General features: G+C 70.0%; 14 protein-coding genes. 5 read left to right on the top strand and 9 right to left on the bottom strand.

Annotated elements, in window-relative coordinates; translation table 11 throughout:
* Positions 1 to 6: 6 nt before the first annotated feature.
* The gene (locus tag C3B61_RS16900; protein WP_103461659.1) at positions 7 to 873 is read left to right on the top strand and encodes a DUF4433 domain-containing protein; all 867 of its coding nucleotides are present in this window, start codon (positions 7 to 9) and stop codon (positions 871 to 873) included.
* 92 nt (positions 874 to 965) lie between these two features.
* Here C3B61_RS16900 and C3B61_RS16895 read toward each other — a convergent pair whose 3' ends face one another.
* The 3 genes from C3B61_RS16895 to C3B61_RS16885 all read right to left on the bottom strand — a co-directional run bounded on the left by C3B61_RS16895 (position 966) and on the right by C3B61_RS16885 (position 2,740).
* Positions 966 to 1,559 (bottom strand): MOSC domain-containing protein, encoded by a 594-nt coding sequence (locus tag C3B61_RS16895; protein ID WP_103461658.1) that lies wholly within the window; start codon positions 1,557 to 1,559, stop codon positions 966 to 968.
* A 35-nt stretch (positions 1,560 to 1,594) separates the two neighbouring features.
* Positions 1,595 to 2,425 (bottom strand): DUF4097 family beta strand repeat-containing protein, encoded by an 831-nt coding sequence (locus tag C3B61_RS16890; protein WP_103461657.1) that lies wholly within the window; start codon positions 2,423 to 2,425, stop codon positions 1,595 to 1,597.
* Positions 2,426 to 2,530: 105 nt separating this feature from the next.
* Positions 2,531 to 2,740: a hypothetical protein gene (locus C3B61_RS16885; protein WP_088456819.1), complete on the bottom strand. Its 210-nt coding sequence runs from the start codon at positions 2,738 to 2,740 to the stop codon at positions 2,531 to 2,533.
* Between the two features lie 148 nt (positions 2,741 to 2,888).
* Between C3B61_RS16885 and C3B61_RS16880 the strand changes: the two genes are divergently transcribed.
* Both C3B61_RS16880 and C3B61_RS16875 read left to right on the top strand, forming a co-directional pair.
* On the top strand, positions 2,889 to 3,620 hold the full coding sequence (locus C3B61_RS16880; protein WP_088456818.1) for an endonuclease/exonuclease/phosphatase family protein: 732 nt from the start codon (positions 2,889 to 2,891) through the stop codon (positions 3,618 to 3,620).
* A 113-nt stretch (positions 3,621 to 3,733) separates the two neighbouring features.
* Positions 3,734 to 4,984: an exonuclease domain-containing protein gene (locus C3B61_RS16875; RefSeq protein ID WP_103461656.1), complete on the top strand. Its 1,251-nt coding sequence runs from the start codon at positions 3,734 to 3,736 to the stop codon at positions 4,982 to 4,984.
* Positions 4,985 to 5,273: 289 nt separating this feature from the next.
* On the opposite strand, the gene C3B61_RS16870 is transcribed toward C3B61_RS16875, so the two are convergent.
* On the bottom strand, positions 5,274 to 5,564 hold the full coding sequence (locus C3B61_RS16870) for a GNAT family N-acetyltransferase (RefSeq protein WP_103430032.1): 291 nt from the start codon (positions 5,562 to 5,564) through the stop codon (positions 5,274 to 5,276).
* Positions 5,565 to 5,660: 96 nt separating this feature from the next.
* Here C3B61_RS16870 and C3B61_RS16865 point away from each other — a divergent pair, with 96 nt between their 5' ends.
* The gene (locus tag C3B61_RS16865; RefSeq protein WP_244285978.1) at positions 5,661 to 9,173 is read left to right on the top strand and encodes a TM0106 family RecB-like putative nuclease; all 3,513 of its coding nucleotides are present in this window, start codon (positions 5,661 to 5,663) and stop codon (positions 9,171 to 9,173) included.
* Here C3B61_RS16865 and C3B61_RS16860 read toward each other — a convergent pair.
* Positions 9,170 to 9,529, bottom strand: a complete 360-nt coding sequence (locus tag C3B61_RS16860) for an A1S_2505 family phage non-structural protein (RefSeq protein WP_088456815.1) — start codon at positions 9,527 to 9,529, stop codon at positions 9,170 to 9,172. The genes C3B61_RS16865 and C3B61_RS16860 overlap by 4 nt on opposite strands.
* Positions 9,530 to 9,532: 3 nt before the next feature.
* The gene (locus tag C3B61_RS16855) at positions 9,533 to 10,039 is read right to left on the bottom strand and encodes a MarR family winged helix-turn-helix transcriptional regulator (RefSeq protein ID WP_103461655.1); all 507 of its coding nucleotides are present in this window, start codon (positions 10,037 to 10,039) and stop codon (positions 9,533 to 9,535) included.
* A gap of 110 nt (positions 10,040 to 10,149) precedes the next feature.
* On the opposite strand from C3B61_RS16855, the gene C3B61_RS16850 reads away from it, so the two are divergent.
* Positions 10,150 to 10,782, top strand: coding sequence for an NADPH-dependent F420 reductase (locus C3B61_RS16850; RefSeq protein WP_103461654.1), 633 nt, complete (start codon positions 10,150 to 10,152; stop codon positions 10,780 to 10,782).
* Between the two features lie 11 nt (positions 10,783 to 10,793).
* On the opposite strand, the gene C3B61_RS16845 is transcribed toward C3B61_RS16850, so the two are convergent.
* From C3B61_RS16845 to C3B61_RS16835, 3 genes are all read right to left on the bottom strand, one after another.
* Complete coding sequence (locus C3B61_RS16845) at positions 10,794 to 13,814, bottom strand: SNF2-related protein (protein ID WP_103461653.1); 3,021 nt, start codon at positions 13,812 to 13,814, stop codon at positions 10,794 to 10,796.
* Positions 13,815 to 13,862: 48 nt separating this feature from the next.
* Positions 13,863 to 14,318, bottom strand: a complete 456-nt coding sequence (locus C3B61_RS16840) for a GyrI-like domain-containing protein (protein WP_103461652.1) — start codon at positions 14,316 to 14,318, stop codon at positions 13,863 to 13,865.
* Positions 14,319 to 14,384: 66 nt separating this feature from the next.
* Positions 14,385 to 16,679: a putative bifunctional diguanylate cyclase/phosphodiesterase gene (locus C3B61_RS16835; RefSeq protein WP_133160346.1), complete on the bottom strand. Its 2,295-nt coding sequence runs from the start codon at positions 16,677 to 16,679 to the stop codon at positions 14,385 to 14,387.
* Positions 16,680 to 16,716: the final 37 nt, after the last annotated feature.

The following is a 16,716-nucleotide window of genomic DNA, read 5'->3' as shown; positions in this document are numbered from 1 at the left end:
TGAGTTGTGAACGAGGAATGCATCCACGGACTGGACGGGGAGCTGTGCGCCCTGTGTTTCCCACCCGCCGCCCCCGTCGCACCGACCGTGCCCGCTGCCCGCGCCCCGCGTGCCAGCCGAGCCCGCACCCCCGAAGCGCCGACGGCGTTGCGTACCATCGTCGCCCCGATCACCACGGGCACCGCTCGCACCAAGCGCCACGACGACAAGGTCGGTGAGCAGCGGATCTACCACCTCACCCACATCCGCAACCTGCCCGGTATTCTCGCCACCGGCCGGCTGCTGGCCGACACCAGTGCCGACTGGACCGACCGTCCCGTCGTCGACATCTCGTCGCCGGAAAACCGCAGTGCCCGACGCGACGTCCGCGTCTCCGGCGCCGACAGCCTCGCCGTTGCCGACCACGTGCCCTTCTTCCTGTCGCCCAACGCCCTGGTCTGGGAGAACATCCGCGCGCAGTCGCTCGACCCGCGCCTGTCCGACGACGCCCACGACGCCGCCGCGTACGACTTCGTGATCCTGGTCTCGACGGTCAAGAAGGTGCTCGACGCGCAGATCGACGCCGCGGCCGACCCGACCGCCAGCCACTTCGCCGTGACGGATGGCGACGCCGCGTTCACCGCCACCCGCTTCGGTGCCACGGCCGAGTCGGCCGACCGGATGCTGCAGATGCTCCGCGCCGACCTCGACTCCGACGCGATCCTCAAGGCCGAGCTGCTCGTGCCCGGCGAGGTCCCGTTCGGCCTGATCACGCTGATCGGCGTGGCCAACGACCGCGTGCGCGATGCGGTCAAGCCGATCCTGGCCACCCTGAGTCACAAGCCCAAGGTTGCCGTGTACCCGCCGTGGTTCCACCCCACCGAAGAGCTCTAGCCGCCCGGGGTTCCCTCGTGAGTTGCCGCACATCGCCCTTTCGGGAGCGGTGAACGGCACTCTCCGGCAACTCAGCGCGCGGGGAACCGGCGCTAGACGACGCCCAGGGGAAGCGGCTCGCCGGCCGGCAGCTCCACGCGCAGCTCGTCACCGGCAGCCACGGTGCCGTCGGCGACAACGACGGCCATGATTCCGGCTCTGCGCAGGATCCGGCCCGCTTCATCCGTGTGCTTGAGCGTCTTCTTGAGGCCCGACTGGAACTTGTCGATCATCGAGCAGGGGTCGCGCATGCCGGTGACCTCGACCGCGGCGTCGGAGCCGAGGTACAGGCGGGTGCCCAACGGCAGCGCCAGCAGATCGATGCCGGCGGTGGTGACGTTCTCGCCGAGCTGGCCGGGGGAGACGTCGAACCCCTCGGCGGCGAGCTCGGCGAACAGCTCTGAGCGCACCAGGTGCACCTGGGTGAGATTGGGCCGCGTCGGGTCGGTGCGGATCAGGTACCGGTGCTGGGTGGTGGCCCCGGCGTGCGAGTCTCCCTCGATGCCGTAGCCGGCCACCAGACGGATGCTGGGCACCACCGGCTTGCTGAACCGGTGCCTGTCATCCCGGCTCACCGCGACAATCGTGCCGGTCTGCTGCTCGCTCGTGCCGCCATCCCGCTGGGCCGTGCCCGCCTGCTCGCTCATGCCGCCATCCTGCCAGATCCGGCCCGGCGACCGCACTAGCGGGTGCCCTCGACGGTGATGCTGCCGTTGGTGGTCCGCGCGGTGATGGAGCGCCGCGAGGTGCTGTCGGTGGGAACGGTGTCGTCGGTCACGGTGCCGTTGGTGGTCTGCGCGGTGACTCGGTAGGTGACTCCGCCGACGGGAACCAACACGGTGATCTCCCCGTTTGTGCTGCCGGCCTCGACCGACTCCGGGGCATCGACGAACTGCAGCGAGACCGATCCGTTGGTGGTGGCGGCGGCCACGGACTTGGAGACGGCATCCGTCACCCGGATGTCGCCGTTGGTGCTCTGCAGATCGACCGGCCCCACGGTGCCGTCGGTCTCGATGTCACCGTTGGTCGTGGTCAGCGTGACCCGGCCGGTGAGCCCGGATGCCGCGATGCGGCCGTTCTCACCCGCTACGGTGACCGGCAGCGCCGTGGGCAGTTGCACGGTCACGGTCACGGAGCATCTGGAGAAGAACTGGGCGCGGCAGCCGCCGCGCACCTCGGTCACGCCGCCGTCGGTGCGAGCGGAGAGGGTGGGCTCGTTGCCGAAGTAGGACCCCGTCATGCGCACGTGCACCTCGTCGTCGGTGCTCGGTTCGAGGACGATCACGGCGTTGGGCAACTCCACGCTCAGGCTGGTGCCCGCTTCGAGGTCGGCGCTCTGGTCGACCGGACCGCTGCGGCCCCACAGGGCTGCCACGAACGCCGCGATAAGCAGCAGCGCCCCCACGATCGGGATCAGGATGTACAGCAGGGTGCGCCACCGGGGAGTCGGGCTCTTCCCGGCCGGTGGCGGTGGCGTCGGCGGTGGCGTCGGCGCTGCTGAGGTATCGGTCATGGCAGGCTCCCCGGGTCAACGGCGCCGGGCGCGCCGAACGGCCGCGCGAGGCATCCGTGCTCGGGACGGTAGCAGGGTTGCGGGCGCCTCGATATGGCCGCAGAGTCAGCGCTTGGTGATGTCCCTGCCGCGGTAGCGGAGCACGCGGGCCCGAACCGAGAGGATGCCGCCGAGCACGAGCGCACCGATCGCCACGGGAAGCAGCGTCGTCAGCATGGTGTTGCCGGTGGCGGCGTTGACGATCATGAGGGCTACGGCGAAACCGCTGCACGCGAACGCGGCGACCGTATAGGTGGTGAACGACCAGGATTTCATGGGTAAGTCCATTCTGTGGCGGTCGGAGTTTCGGGCGCCGGCCTGACTACACGGTAGCAGCGTGCCCCAGCACGGTCGCTCGATGCGGTAATCGCCGCCGAGCGAAAGTAGGCTGGATGTCTACCACCGATTCAGAGATAGGTCTGACGTGAAGGTCATCAGCTACAACCTGCGCAAGAACAGTGCCAGCGGGGAACTCATCGCCCTGGCCGAAGAGTACGACCCCGACCTGCTGTGTCTGCAGGAGTGCGACACCTTGGCCCTGCCGGCAGAGGTCGGGCTGCTGCACCTGGCGGATTCCACCACCCGCAACCGGCTGGGACTGGCCGTGTATTACCGGCGGGACCGGTTCACCGCCCAGAAGACGCAGACCTTTGCGCTCAAGAAGTCGCTGCACGACCTGGTGCTCACGCCGGCGCACGAACGCCTGATCGGCACGCGCCTGTTCGACATGGCCGCGCAGCGGGAGCTCGTCGTGGCGTCATTCCACGCCGCACCGCTGACGGCGCTGAACTCGCTGCGGCGCAACCAGATCCGCTCGGCACACGAGGAACTGGCGGTGCTCGGCCCCAACCTGCCGACCCTGATGGTGGGCGACTACAACTACCCGATCTTCAAGAAGCACCTCAGCAGAGAGGTCAAGGAGTCCGGCTACGACCTCACCCTGAGCGACAGCCGTACCTACACGCGGTACAAGTTCTTCCGCGGCCACTTCGACCTGGCCACCTCGGTGGGACTCACCATCGACAACGTGGAGACCCTGCCCCGCGGCACCTCCGACCACATGCCGATCCTGGTCACCTCGTCGTACTCCAACGAACCGACCGAGCGTTCACAGGAGGCCACCGTGGCCCCCGTCGACGGCGAGTTCTCGATCTAACCGGCACCCGCCACACCCCGTCCGGTCACCGGTCGGTCCACTGCCGCGCATCCGCGGCGCACTCGACCCTGCCCGCGGGCTAGAGTCAGGCATACAGATTGCGAAGGAGCCCCATGGCCGGTCCTGGTTTCGCCGTGATCGATTTCGAAACCACCGGCCTCTTTCCCGCTCACCACGACAGGGTCATCGAGCTCGCCGTGGTGCACGTCAGCGACCGGGGCCGCATCGAGGGCCGCTGGGAGACGCTGGTCAATCCGGGCCGGGACCTCGGCCGGCAGGACATCCACGGCATCCGCGCGGCCGACGTGCTCGACGCCCCCTCCTTCGCCGAGATCGCCCCGCGGCTCATCGAGCTGCTGCGCGGCCGCGTGCTCGTGGCGCACAACGCGAGCTTCGACATCCGGTTTCTGCTGGCCGAGCTGAGCCGCGCCGGCCATGGCGCGCCCGCCGAGATCGTCAGCCTGTGCACCATGCAGTTGGCCCGTGACTTCCTTCCCGGCGCGGGGCGCTCCCTCGCCGATTGCTGTGCGGCCCTCGACATTGATCTTTTTGGCGCCCACCGGGCCTCCGTCGACGCTCTCGCCACCGCCCGGCTGCTCGCCGCGTACATCGAGGCGGCGGATGCGCCGGAGTTCTGGTTCGCGCACCTCGCCGCTGCCGCCGCTGCGGCCTGGCCGGCCGGCGTGGTGTCGTCCACGGCGTGGTGCGCCCGCACTGTCTCGTCGCACCCGATGACCGCGGACTCCTTCCTCGAGCGCATCACCACCCGGTTGCCGGATGTGGCCGGCCCGGCCGAATACGTCGACTATCTGGCCCTGCTCGATCGGTGCCTGCTCGACCGGGCGCTGTCGGTGCACGAGGCCCAGTCGCTGGTGCGGCTGGCCGGCGAGCTCGGCCTGAACCGGGCCACCTGCGAGGGGCTGCACCGGCAGTACTTCGCCGCGCTGACCGCGCTCGCCTGGTCGGACGGCATCCTCACCGGCGCCGAGCTCGCCGACCTGGTGAGCGTGGGAATGCTCCTCGCGATTCCCACCGCGACCATCGCCGCGGCGCTCGACGAGACCCGACAGCAGACCCCGGCTCCGGCCGTCGCGGTGCCGGCCGGCGCCGAGTTCGTGCTGGTGGCCGGCGATCTGGTCGTGTTGACGGGCGAGATGAGCCGCACTCGCAGCGAACTGGAGCGGGAGCTGCGCGAGCTCGGCCTGGTGCCGTGGCGGGCGGTGACCAAGAAGGTCAAGCTGCTCGTGGCGGCCGACGCCGATTCACTCTCCGGCAAGGCCCGCAAGGCCCGCGACTACGGCATTCCCATCGTCGACGAGGCCACCCTCGCCCGGCTGTCCAGTGCCCGCTTCGCCGGGGCCTGATCCGCTCGACTGCGCGCCGGCCGCGCCGGTTTCGGCGGTGCGGGCCGGGTCTCGCGGCACGGTTTGGTGCCGGCGGCACAGGCTAGTTCCGGCGGCACACGTTGTTCCCGGCGGCACAGATTAGTCCCGGCGGCACAGGTTGTTTCCTGTGCCGCGAGGCACAAGGCGTGCCGCGACGCATAAGGTGTGCCGCGAGACGCACGGATGCGCCTGAAGCGCGGCAGCGCGACGGCGGCAGCGCGGTGACGACGCCGACCAGTCCGCTAGCTGTACGGCCCAGGCAGGTCAGTTAGCCGCGCACTCGCAGCAAGTTCGCCCGCTCCGGATGCTTCGCGAACCACTTGCCCACGTACCAGCAGTCCGGGGACACAGCCCGGGTGCTCGTCGCCTCCACGTCGTCCATCGCGAACGCCACAACCTGCCCGGCCAGCCCCTGCCCGCGGCGGCGAGGATCGGTGAAAGTGTGGTTGAACGACACGGTGTCGCCCCGCACGAGGTAGTCGGCCAGGGCGGCGAGCTCGCCGTCGATGTAGAGAGCGTAGCGGGAGGCATCCGGTTCGTGCACGAGAACTGTGGTCACCAGATAAGCGTAGACCGGCGGGCGCGCTGCGGGGTGCGGGCCGGTGTCGGTGGCCTCCGGTAACCTGACCAGATCCCAGCAGGTGGAGGCGCACCAGTGTTCTTGCTCGATTCGACGCTCGACAAAACAGTCATCTTCAGTGCGAGCGACCTCGGCGCCGCCGCGGGCTGCGAGTGGGCGCTGATGCGCAAGCTCGACGGCAAACTCGGCCGCATCGACACCGTGCCCGACGAGGGTGACGCCATGCTGCGCCGTGCCGGCGCGCTCGGCGACGCACACGAGCTGCGCTACCTGGAACGGCTGCGGCAAAGCCGCGACGTGGTCGAGTTCGCCCGCCCGTCGATGAGGGAACTGCCGAAGGCGGCCGCCGTCACGGCCGACGCGTTCCGGGCCGGGTCCGACGTGCTCTTTCAGGCCACCTTCTTCGACGGCCGCTTCGTCGGGTTCGCCGACTTCATCATGCGCACAGACGACGGCGCCTACGAGGTCTACGACACCAAGCTGGCGCGCTCCGCGAAGATCACCGCGCTGCTGCAGGTGGCCGCGTACAGCGACCAGCTGGACAGGCTCGGCATCCGCACCGGCGAGCAGGTGCACCTGCTGCTCGGCGACGGACGCACGAGCTCGCACCGGCTGCGCGACATCCTGCCGGTGTACCGCAAGCGCCGTGCGCGGCTCGAACGCCTCATCGACGAACGGATCGCCGACCCGGAGCCCACCCCGTGGGGTGACCCGCGCTACACGGCCTGCGGGCGCTGCGCGGCCTGCTCCGTGGAGGTGGAGGCGCACCGGGACGTGCTGCTCGTAGCCGGCATGCGGCTCACCCAGCGCCGGCACCTGCAGGAGGCCGGCCTGACCACGATCGAGGCCCTGGCGGCGAGCACCGGGCCGGTCGACGGACTGGTCGACGCCACCGTGGCGGCTCTGCGCGCCCAGGCCCGGCTGCAGCTGCAGTCCCGCCAGCTCGCCACCGGGCAGCCCGGCCACGCCGACGCCCCCGCGGTCGAGGTCTACAACCCGGTGGCGCTCGGCGCCCTGCCGGAGCCCGACCCCGGCGACATCTTTTTCGACTTCGAGGGTGACCCGCTCTACAGCGAGACCGCCGCGGGCACCGACAGCCCGGATTGGGGCCTGGACTACCTCTTCGGCCTAATCGAGACCGACGGCACCTTCCGTGCGTTCTGGGCGCACGACTATGCCGAGGAACGCCAGGCCCTGATGGACTTCCTGGCCTACGTGACCGAGCGCCGCGTCCAGCACCCGGCCCTGCACATCTACCACTACGCCGCCTACGAACGTACCCACCTGCTCGCCCTGGCCGCCCGGCACGGGGTCGGCGAAGACGCCGTCGACGATCTGCTCCAGAGCAATGTGCTCGTGGACCTCTACCCCGTGGTCAAGAAGAGCCTGCGGGTGGGCTCCCGCAGCTATTCGATCAAGAAGCTCGAACCGCTCTACATGGGTGACGACCACCGCGAGGGCGTCGACAACGCCGCCGACTCGATCACCGAATACGCCGACTCCCGCGACCTGTTCCGGGCCGGACAGACGGATGCCGCCCAGACCAAGCTCGACGCCATCGCCGACTACAACGAATACGACTGCCTCTCCACGCTGCGCCTGCGCGACTGGCTGCTCGCCCGCGCCGACGAGGCCGGCATCCCTCGCGCCGCCGCCCGCGACCTGGAGCTGGCCATCCCGGTGCGGGAGCCCAGCCCGGTTTACCTGGCGCTGGCGGCCGAGGTGGCGGATGCTCGGCCCGGCGACCGCACGGCCGACCAGACCGCGATCGCCCTGGCCTCCGCCGCCATCGACTACCACCGCCGGGAGGGCAAGAAGTTCTGGCAGGAGCACTTCGACAGGCTGCGCAACCCCGTCGACGAGTGGTCGGCCACCCGCGACGTGTTGATCGTGGCGCAGGTCACGGTCGAGCGTGACTGGGCGCTGGTGGGCCGTGACCGCAACCTGTCCAGGGTGCTGCGCATCGAGGGCGAGCCGGCGCCGGGCAGTTCGCTCAAGCTCGGCCAGAAACCGTTCCTGCTCTACGACGCGCCCTACCCGCCGCTCGCGCAGACCGGCGAGCCCGGCTCCCGGCTGGCGCACGAGCGCACCGAGATCACCGGCCTGGTCGACGAGGCCACCGGTGAAGAGGTGCTCTACGTCACCGAGAAGCTCGGCCGCGGCGTCGACGCCTACGACCAGCTGCCGATGGCGCTGTCCCCGGCCACGCCGCCACCGCCCGGCACGCAGGTGCCGGCGATCGCCGAGTGGGGGCAGCGGGTGCTCGACGCCCTGCCGGCCATGCTGCCGGATGCGGCGCTGGACGTTCTGCGGAGGGTGCCGCCGCGGCGCTCGGTCTACTTCGACAGGCTCAGCACGGCGTCGACAAGCTCGACCAACGAATCGCTTCCACCGGTGAACGGCGACATCACCACCGCCATCCGCGACAGCCTGCTCAGCATCGACAGGTCCTACCTGGCGGTGCAGGGCCCGCCCGGCACCGGCAAGACCTACACAGGCTCTCGGGTGATCGCCGAGCTCGTGCGCGATCACGGCTGGAAGATCGGCGTGGTCGCCCAGTCGCACGCGACAGTGGAGAACATGCTCAGCGCCGTCCTCAAGGCCGGGCTCGCATCCGGGCACGTGGGAAAGAAGGCCAAGGCGGGGGAGGAACCGCGGGAGAATGGCTGGACCGCGCTCGCACCCACCGGCTTCGCCGAGTTCACCGGTCAGGCCGGCGGCTTCGTGCTCGGCGGCACCGCCTGGGACTTCAGCAACGCCGCCCGCATCGAACCGGGCTCGCTCGACCTGCTCGTGATCGACGAGGCAGGCCAGTTCTCGCTGGCCAGCACCATCGCCTCCGCGGTGTCTGCGCGGCGCCTGCTGCTGCTCGGCGACCCTCAGCAGCTGCCGCAGGTGAGCCAGGGTTCGCATCCGGAGCCCGTCGACGTATCCGCGCTCGGCTGGCTCACCGACGGGCACGATGTGCTGCCGGCCGAGTTCGGCTACTTCCTGGCCAAGAGCTGGCGCATGCACCCCGCGGTGTGTGCGCCCGTTTCCAGGCTTTCCTACGAGGGCAAGCTCGAGTCCCGGGCCGCCGCCCGGCACCTCGACGGCGTCGAGCCCGGCCTGCATCCGCTGCCCGTGCCGCACACCCTCAATTCCACCTCGTCACCCGAAGAGGCCGACGCCGTGGCCGAGCTGATCGGCTCGCTGCTGGGCCGCCCCTGGACCGTGAACGGTGAGAGCACCCCGCTCGGCCAGCACGACCTCATCGTCGTCGCCCCGTACAACGCGCAGGTCGAGGTGATCCGGCAGCGGCTGGCCAGGGACGGCTGGCACGAGGTCAGCGTGGGCACCGTCGACAAGTTCCAGGGCCGGGAGGCGGCCGTGGCCATCGTGTCGCTCGCCGCATCCAGCGCCGAGGAGGTGCCGCGCGGGCTCGAGTTCCTGCTCCTGGCCAACCGGCTCAACGTGGCCATCTCCCGCGCGCAGTGGGCGGCGTACCTGCTCTATTCGCCCGCGCTCACGGATGCCCTGCCCCACAACGCGGGCACTCTCGCGCAGCTGAGCGCCTTCATCGACCTCGTCGAGGGGCCCGCCGTCTAGCGCTCGAGCTCAGCCGCGAACCGCTCCGGCAGCACGACATTGGCGCCGACCCCCGCGAAAAACGGGGCGACCTCGGTGGGCGTGTAGCCGGCGATGCCGCAGCCGATCTCGGTCACCAGAAACCTGAGCTCCGGATGCTCGGCCGCGAACCGAACGAACCCGGTCACCTCGTGCTGCAGTACCGCCAACCCGCTCATGCTGTCGATCGCATACGACTGACCGTGCAGCCCGTGGCCCTGGCCCCAAACCGCGCCGAACCTCTCGTGCGCAAGGGCGGCGGCACCGGCCGCGTGCAGCCCGGTCGCGTTGGACCCGAAGACGAAGACCTCGCCGGGTTCGAGTCGGGTGATCCGCATGGCTCAGACTCCCTTCGGGGCCCCGGGGTTGAGACGGTTGGTGGGGTCGAGCTTCATCAGCAGCTGGTTCGAGATCGCGTCCAGCTGCGCCACCTGCTCGTCGGTGAGCGGGTCGATCACGTTCTCCCGCACCGTGCGCACGTGCCCGGGCGCCGCGGCCTGCACGACGGCCCAGCCCTCCTCGGTGAGACTGGCGTTCGTCGCGCGCCGGTCGCTCGGACACGGTGTGCGCTTGACCAGGCCACGGTCTTCGAGCCGGCGCACCACGTGCGAGAGCCGGGGCAGGCTGGAATTGGTCATCGAGGAAAGCCCGGTCATCCGCAGGGTGTGGTCGGGCGCTTCGGAGAGCATCGCGAGCACGTAGTACTCGAAGTGGCTCAGGTCGGAGTCGCGCTGCAACTGGGAGTCGAGCAGCCCGGGCACCAGCTCCACCACCGCAACGAAGCGCAGCCAGGCGTGCAGCTGGGCCTGGTTGAGTCCCTGCACGGCGGGCGTTTCGTTCGTGTCCATGGGGATAGCTTATCAAGCAGGTCCCGCTTTGGTTGACGCGACAACTAAAAGCCGATACGTTACTTGTACCAACAACTAATTATCCGCCGCAAGGCGAGAGGGAGTATGTCATGACGAGCATCAGCATCATCGGAGCCGGCAACATGGGAACCGCCATCGCGACGATCGCGGCGAAGGGCGGCGCTTCGGTGCAGCTACTGGCACAGGACGCCGAGAAGACCGCGGCGGCGGCGGCTCTGGCCGGCGAATCCGTCACGTCGGGAGTCGCCGGTGATGCCCTCACCGGTGAGATCATCGTTCTGGCCCTGCCGTACCCGGCGGTCGCCGGGGTGCTGGCACAGTACGCCGGCCAGCTGGACGGCAAGATCCTGGTCGACATCAGCAACCCGCTGGACTTCGCCACCTTCGACTCGCTCGTCGTGCCGGCGGATGGCTCGGCCGCGCAGGTGATCGCCGAGACCGTTCCCGGCGCCCGGGTGCTCAAGGCCTTCAACACCACCTTCGCCGCCACCCTGGCCACAAATGGTGTCAACGGCGTCGCCCCCACCACGGTGCTCGTCGCCGGCGACGACGCATCCGCCAAGGACGCCCTGATCGCCCTGCTGATCGCCGGTGGTGTACTCGCCCTCGACGCCGGCGCCCTCAAGCGCGCCCGTGAGCTCGAAGCCCTTGGCTTCCTGCAGCTGACCCTCGCGGCCGGCTCCTCCATCGGCTGGACCGGCGGCTTCGCCCTCGTCAAGTAACCCCGAGGACCCTATTCGAGTAAGCCCCGGATGTCTTCGGGGGTGAGGGACTGTGCGAAGACCGCGTCGTCGTCGAGGACCGCCTCGACCAGCTTGGCCTTGAACTCCTTGAGCGCCATCACCTTCTCCTCGATGGTGTCGGCGGCCACCAGCCGGTAGACCATCACGTTGCGGGTCTGGCCGATGCGGTGGGTGCGGTCGATGGCCTGGTTCTCGCTGGCCGGGTTCCACCAGGGGTCGAGCAGGAACACGTAGTCGGCCTCGGTGAGGTTCAGACCGAAGCCGCCGGCCTTGAGGCTGATCAGGAACACCGGTGCGTCCCCGGCCTTGAACTGGTCGATGACGCCGGGCCGGTCGGCGGTCGATCCGTCGAGGTAGCTGTACCGCACCCCGCGGGCGTCCAGACGGGCGGCCGCCAGGGCGAGGTAAGAGGTGAACTGGCTGAAGATCAGGGCCCGGTGCCCCTCGGCGATCACCTCGTCGAGCTGCTCGAACAGCGCGTCGAGCTTGCTTGAGGGCACTCCGGCGTACTGGTCGTCGACCAGCGAGGCATCCAGGCTCAGCATCCGGAGCAGGGTGATCGAGCGGAACACGATGAACCGGTTGGCCTCGAGGTCGTCCATCAGTCCCAGCAGCTTCTGCCGCTCCCGCTGCAGGAAGGTGTCGTAGATCTCGCGGTGTTCGGGGTCGAGGTCGATGCGCAGCACCTGTTCCTGCTTGGCCGGCAGGTCCCTGGCCACGACATCCTTGGTGCGCCGCAGCATCAGCGGGCGGATGCGCCGCCGCAGCCGGTCGATCAGCTCGCGCTGGGAGCGCACTTTGCGTTCGGCCGGGCGCAGGTACTCCTCGGTGAAGCGGCGGGCCGAGGGGAACAGGCCCGGCGCCACGATGGCGAACTGCGCCCAGAGTTCGAGCAGGTTGTTCTCCAGGGGTGTGCCGGTGACGGCCAGCTTGAAGGGCACGTTCAGATCGCGGGCCGCGCGGTGCAGCTGAGAGGTGCGGTTCTTCACGAACTGGGCCTCGTCGAGGATCAGCCCCGACCAACCGTGCGCCTGGTAGGCGTCGAAGTCGAGGCGGAGCAGCGCGTAGGAGGTGACGAGAACGTCGACGCCCTCGGCCTGGTCGGCCAGGCTGCGGCCGCTGGTGGCCTGGGTGCTGGTCACCGAGCGCACGCGGAGGCCCGGCGTGAACCGGGCCGCTTCGGCGAGCCAGTTGGAGACCACGGAGGTGGGCGCCACGACCAGGAACGGCCGGCGGGGCTCCGCAGTCTCCGCAGGCTCGTCGGCCGGGGTCTGCACGGCGTGGCTGAGCAGCGCCAGCACCTGCAGGGTCTTGCCCAGCCCCATGTCGTCGGCAAGGATGCCGCCCAGGCCGTGCTCCCAGAGGAAGACCAGCCACTCGAATCCGGCCAGCTGGTACGGGCGCAAGGTGGCGGTCAGCCCGGCCGGCAGCGGCGTGGCCCTGGGCAGGGCCGCGGCATCCGCGGCACCGCGGTCGAGGGCAAGCAGCCCGCCCACAGCGGCCCGCCATGACACGGCTTGCTCGGTCTCGTCGGCGAGGTCCTCGAAGTCCGACCACAGGCTGGCCTGGTGCCGATTGATGCGCAGCCCGGTTTCCCATTCCGACAGCGCCCTGGCCTCCTCGATGAGCTCCCGCAGCCTGTCGAACACCGGCTGGGTGAGCGAGAGGTAACTGTTGTCCACCAGGAGCAGTTTTTTGCGCCCCTTCGCGAGCGCCGTGAAGATCGGGTTGAACGGGATGCTGCGGCCGTCGATCCGCACGATCACGCCGAGGTCGAACCAGTCGCGCTTCTCGGTCTCCACCGTCGTCACGATCAGCTGCGGGGCTCCGGTGAGCTCGCGGTAGTCCGGCTTGTCGCCCACCAGCTGCACTCGCACCCCCGCGATCGTCTCGAGCCTGGGCAGGGTTCGGTCGGTGTACTCAGCGGCGGGGAGGCCCTTGAGGGTCACGGTTGGTGCGTCAGGATCGGCCGGCGCCGACAGTTCGGGCACGGCGGTCGTCACCCGGTCCAGCACCTCGGTCTCGGCCTGCTCGTCGCGGTCGCCCTGCCACTGCCAATCCAGCCGCACCGCCTGCTTCGGCTCGAAGCTCACGGTGTGCACGAGCACCGGCGGGGGCGGCGGCGGGAACTCGATGGAGGCATCCGTGCTGACGATCGGCAGGCTGCGGCGCAGGGTGGGGTAATACTCGCGCAAGAACTCGTCGACCTCGCCGGCCGGCACCACCAGGCCGGGCCGGACCGGGGCCCGGTCGCCGGTGCCGCCGAGGAGCCGGCGCTGTTCGGCGCTGAGCGGCTCGAGGCTCGGGGCCAGCACGATGGCGGGGTCGGCGCCGAGCCTGTACGCGTAGACGCCGTGGTCGCCGAGCGCGCCGGCGTCGCCGACCGGATGCCGGTGCCCGTCGATGCTGAGCACGGGGGAGAGGGTGAGGGCCTCAGTAGTCTGCACCGCATCGAGCAGCACACTCGCCGTGGCGGCCACCGTCACGGCGGCGTCCTTGTGGCTGCCGGTCAGGCCGATGCCGAGCCGCTGGGCCTCGGCGAGCAGGTGCCAGAGCAGGGGGCTCTCGAACTCGTCGAGGTAGAGCCACTCGGTGTCCTGGCCGTTGTAGACCGGCCGGTCGACCCTGTGCAGCGGCACGAACTGGCAGAACCAGCGGTGCTGCGCCACGTTGAGGTTCTGCCGATTGAGCTGGTAGCCCACGTTGCTCCAGGTGATCGTGGACTTCACCCACTTGCCGGAGTCGCTGCGGAGGACCGGACGCACGCCGAGCCGGATGGCGCCGGTCCTGGCCCGGCCGGCCGAGGCACGCACGGCGGTGGCCCCGCGCCAGCGGTCGTTGCTGCGCGGGGTCTGCTCGCGCAACTCGAAGAGCAGGCCCATGGCCGTGCGGGCGCCGTCGCCGGGCTCGGTGACGGGCGGCAGGGTCGGCTCCGCCGCGGCCGGGCCGGTCAGGGCCTCAACGGCCGACTTCCAGTCGGCGGCGCCTGGCGACGGCGGGGTGGGCGGCATGGCTCAATGGTCTCACGCACCCGCCGACAGCCGGGCCGGGGCATCCGCTCAGGTCAGCGGAAAAACGATCCGGGTCTGCCAGGTCGCGGGGTCGGGATTCGTCTCGGGATCGCTGAGGTATTCCTCCCACATGTCCATGCCGGGGGTGAGGTTCTGCTCCCGCAGCCAGGCGGCGATCTCGTCGTAGGTGCGGGTCATCCCGTCGTACGGCCCCGTGTAGACGCTCGCGATGGCTGATCCGGCCGGCAGCTCGGTCACGACGACATCGGCCGTGCCGTGGGCGGGCCCGGCGATGGGGAAGCCCGCCGTGACGTCGACGGTGTCGGTGGGCATGCCGTGATACAGCGCCAGCGGCGGCCCGGCGGGCGTCAGCCCCTGGGCGGCCATGGCCGCGGCGGACACCTCGAAGGCCCGCCCGAAGTACTCGGTGAGGTCAGCCATCTTCACGTTCTCGTGTACCCCCAGCAGGGTGCGCGGTTCCAGTTCGACCCTGTCGATCTGCATGGTGTGCTCCTTCGCTCGGGGTCACTCTATTCCCACTCGCGCGCCGGGCACACCCGCAGCGGCCGGCTACCGGATGGCCCGCATCCCGGCAGGCAGCGCCGTGCGAGCGTCGAGCCAGCGTTCCAGCTCCGCCGCGGGAATCGGGCGGGACAGCTGATAGCCCTGGGCCACGTCACAGCCGAAGCGTTCCAGTTGCTGGAGCACCTCCGCGGTCTCCACGCCCTCGGCCACGATGCGCATGCCCAGGCTGTGGCCGAGGTGGATCGAGGATGCGACCAACGCCGACGCCCTGTCGTCGTCGAGCATCGGGATGACGAAGGACTGGTCGAGCTTGAGTTCGTCGATCGGCAAGTCCCGCAGGTAGGCGAGCGAGCTGTAGCCGGTGCCGAAGTCGTCGACGGCGATCAGTACGCCGGCGTTCCGCAGGCGCAGCAGGATGTTGCGGGCGCGGTCGCGGTCCACCAGCAGGAATTCCTCGGTGACCTCGAGCATGAGGGCGGAGCCGGGCAGCCCCCGGTCGGTGAGCATCGAGGTGACCACCCCGGCGAGCTGGTAGTCGGCCAGCGACCGCGACGACAGGTTCACGGCCACTGTCACCGTGCGCCCCTGGGCCTGCCAGAGCATGGCCTGGTCGAGGGCGAGTTCGAGGACCACCCGGGTGAGGGTGCGCATCAGGCCACCGTTTTCGGCCACATCCAGGAACGCGGCGGGGTACAACAGTCCCCGCGTGGGGTGGTTCCAGCGCACCAGTGCCTCGACGCCCGGCACGGTGTCGGTGGCCAGGTGCACCTTGGGTTGGTAGTGCAGCACGAGCTGGTTCTCGGCCAGCGCGATGCGCAGTTCGTGCAGGGTGCGCAGGCGGGCCTCGTCGTTGCTGTCGTCGCCGGGGGAGTAGACGTGCTGGCCTACCCGGCTGGACTTCGCCGTGTACATGGCCATGTCGGCCTTGCGCATCAGCCCGCTCAGGTCTGAACCGTGCTCAGGTGCCAGAGCGATGCCGATGCTCAGCCCGACCTCGAGGCTGAGGCCGCCGATGACGATGGGCCGTGCGGTCACCAGGCGTAACCGGCGAGCCATGGCCGTGGCGCGTTTGCGGTCGGCGTGGTGCAGGTGAACAGCGAATTCGTCGCCGCCGAGCCTGGCGAGCAGATCACCGGCCTGGAGGGCGTCGGACAGCCGGGCGCCGATCCGGCCGAGCAGCTGGTCGCCCGCTTCGTGGCCGAGGCTGTCGTTCACCTCCTTGAACCTGTCCAGGTCCAGCACCAGCAGGGCGCTCGGCCGGGCGTCGATGTCGCGCAGCCGGGCGGCGACATCCACCGCCAGGGCGCGGCGGTTGGGCAGGCCGGTCAGGTCGTCGGTACGCGAGAGCGAGTGCAGCTGGCGCTGCCTGAAGGCCAGCGGGATCGCAGCCAGTGCCAGAGTGCCGCCGGCGAGGCCGACGGCCAGCACCGAGACGTGGGTCTGGCTGGCCAGCAGCAGCACGGTCAGGGCGGCGGCCGTGGCCGACATCGGGGCCGCCACCGAGGTGGCGGTGTAGACGGTGCCGTCGGCGACGGCGGTGATCGACGAGTGCTCCGGCACGGTACGGCGGCGCACCGCGGCGAGCACCCACGCTGTGATGAGAGCGAAGCCGATCGCCCATACGCCGGTAAGGGCCGATCCGATGAGCACCGACTCGACCTGCGCCTGCCCGGCGTAGACGGTGTCGGCCCCCGCGAAGAGCAGCAGACCGGCGGTCAGCAGTAGCCCGGAGCGACCTAACACCCGGCCCGGGATCGCAGCGACGCCGGCGAGGGCCGCGATGAGCAGCAGGTCCAGCACCGGGAACGCCATGCTGAGGAAGACGGTCACCGAAAACGGGCCGCCGGTTTCCAGGGCGGGGGAGAGCAGCACGGCGAGCACCGAGGCGGCGCCCAACGCGCCGACGGCGCTGTCAAGGAGCACCGGCCAGCCCTGCGCACGCAACCCACGGTGGGCGATCACGGCGAGCACGCCCACCATGAAGACGTAGAACATCAGATAGCAGGTGTCCGCGAGCGAGGGTATGAGTTCGGCGCCGGCATCGTCGGGCAGCAGCCTGTACGCGGTGTCACCCACGGCCAGTGCGGTCACCGCTGCCGCGGCGAGGAGGATGTCGGGCCGGGTGAGGCGTACCCGGTTGACGGCCAGCCAGACCAGAACCACGGCTGCCCAGTTGCTGAGCACGGCCAACCAGCCGTCAACGAGCGGGTTGAACCCGACGCCGTGGAAAACCAAGCCGATGAGGTTGACGAGCAGCACCACGCCGATGCCACCGAACACGACGTAATCGGCACGCGACAGCCGCGGTCGAGGACGCGGGATGGCCGACACAGACGTCACTGTCGAGTCCCCCCTCCGAGACCAAGTACCTTGCGGA

The organism is Cryobacterium zongtaii (assembly GCF_002909375.1).
GTDB classification, from domain to species: Bacteria; Actinomycetota; Actinomycetes; order Actinomycetales; family Microbacteriaceae; genus Cryobacterium; species Cryobacterium zongtaii.
Note: the sequence above shows the minus strand (reverse complement) of the source record. Positions and strands in the feature narration are given on the sequence as shown.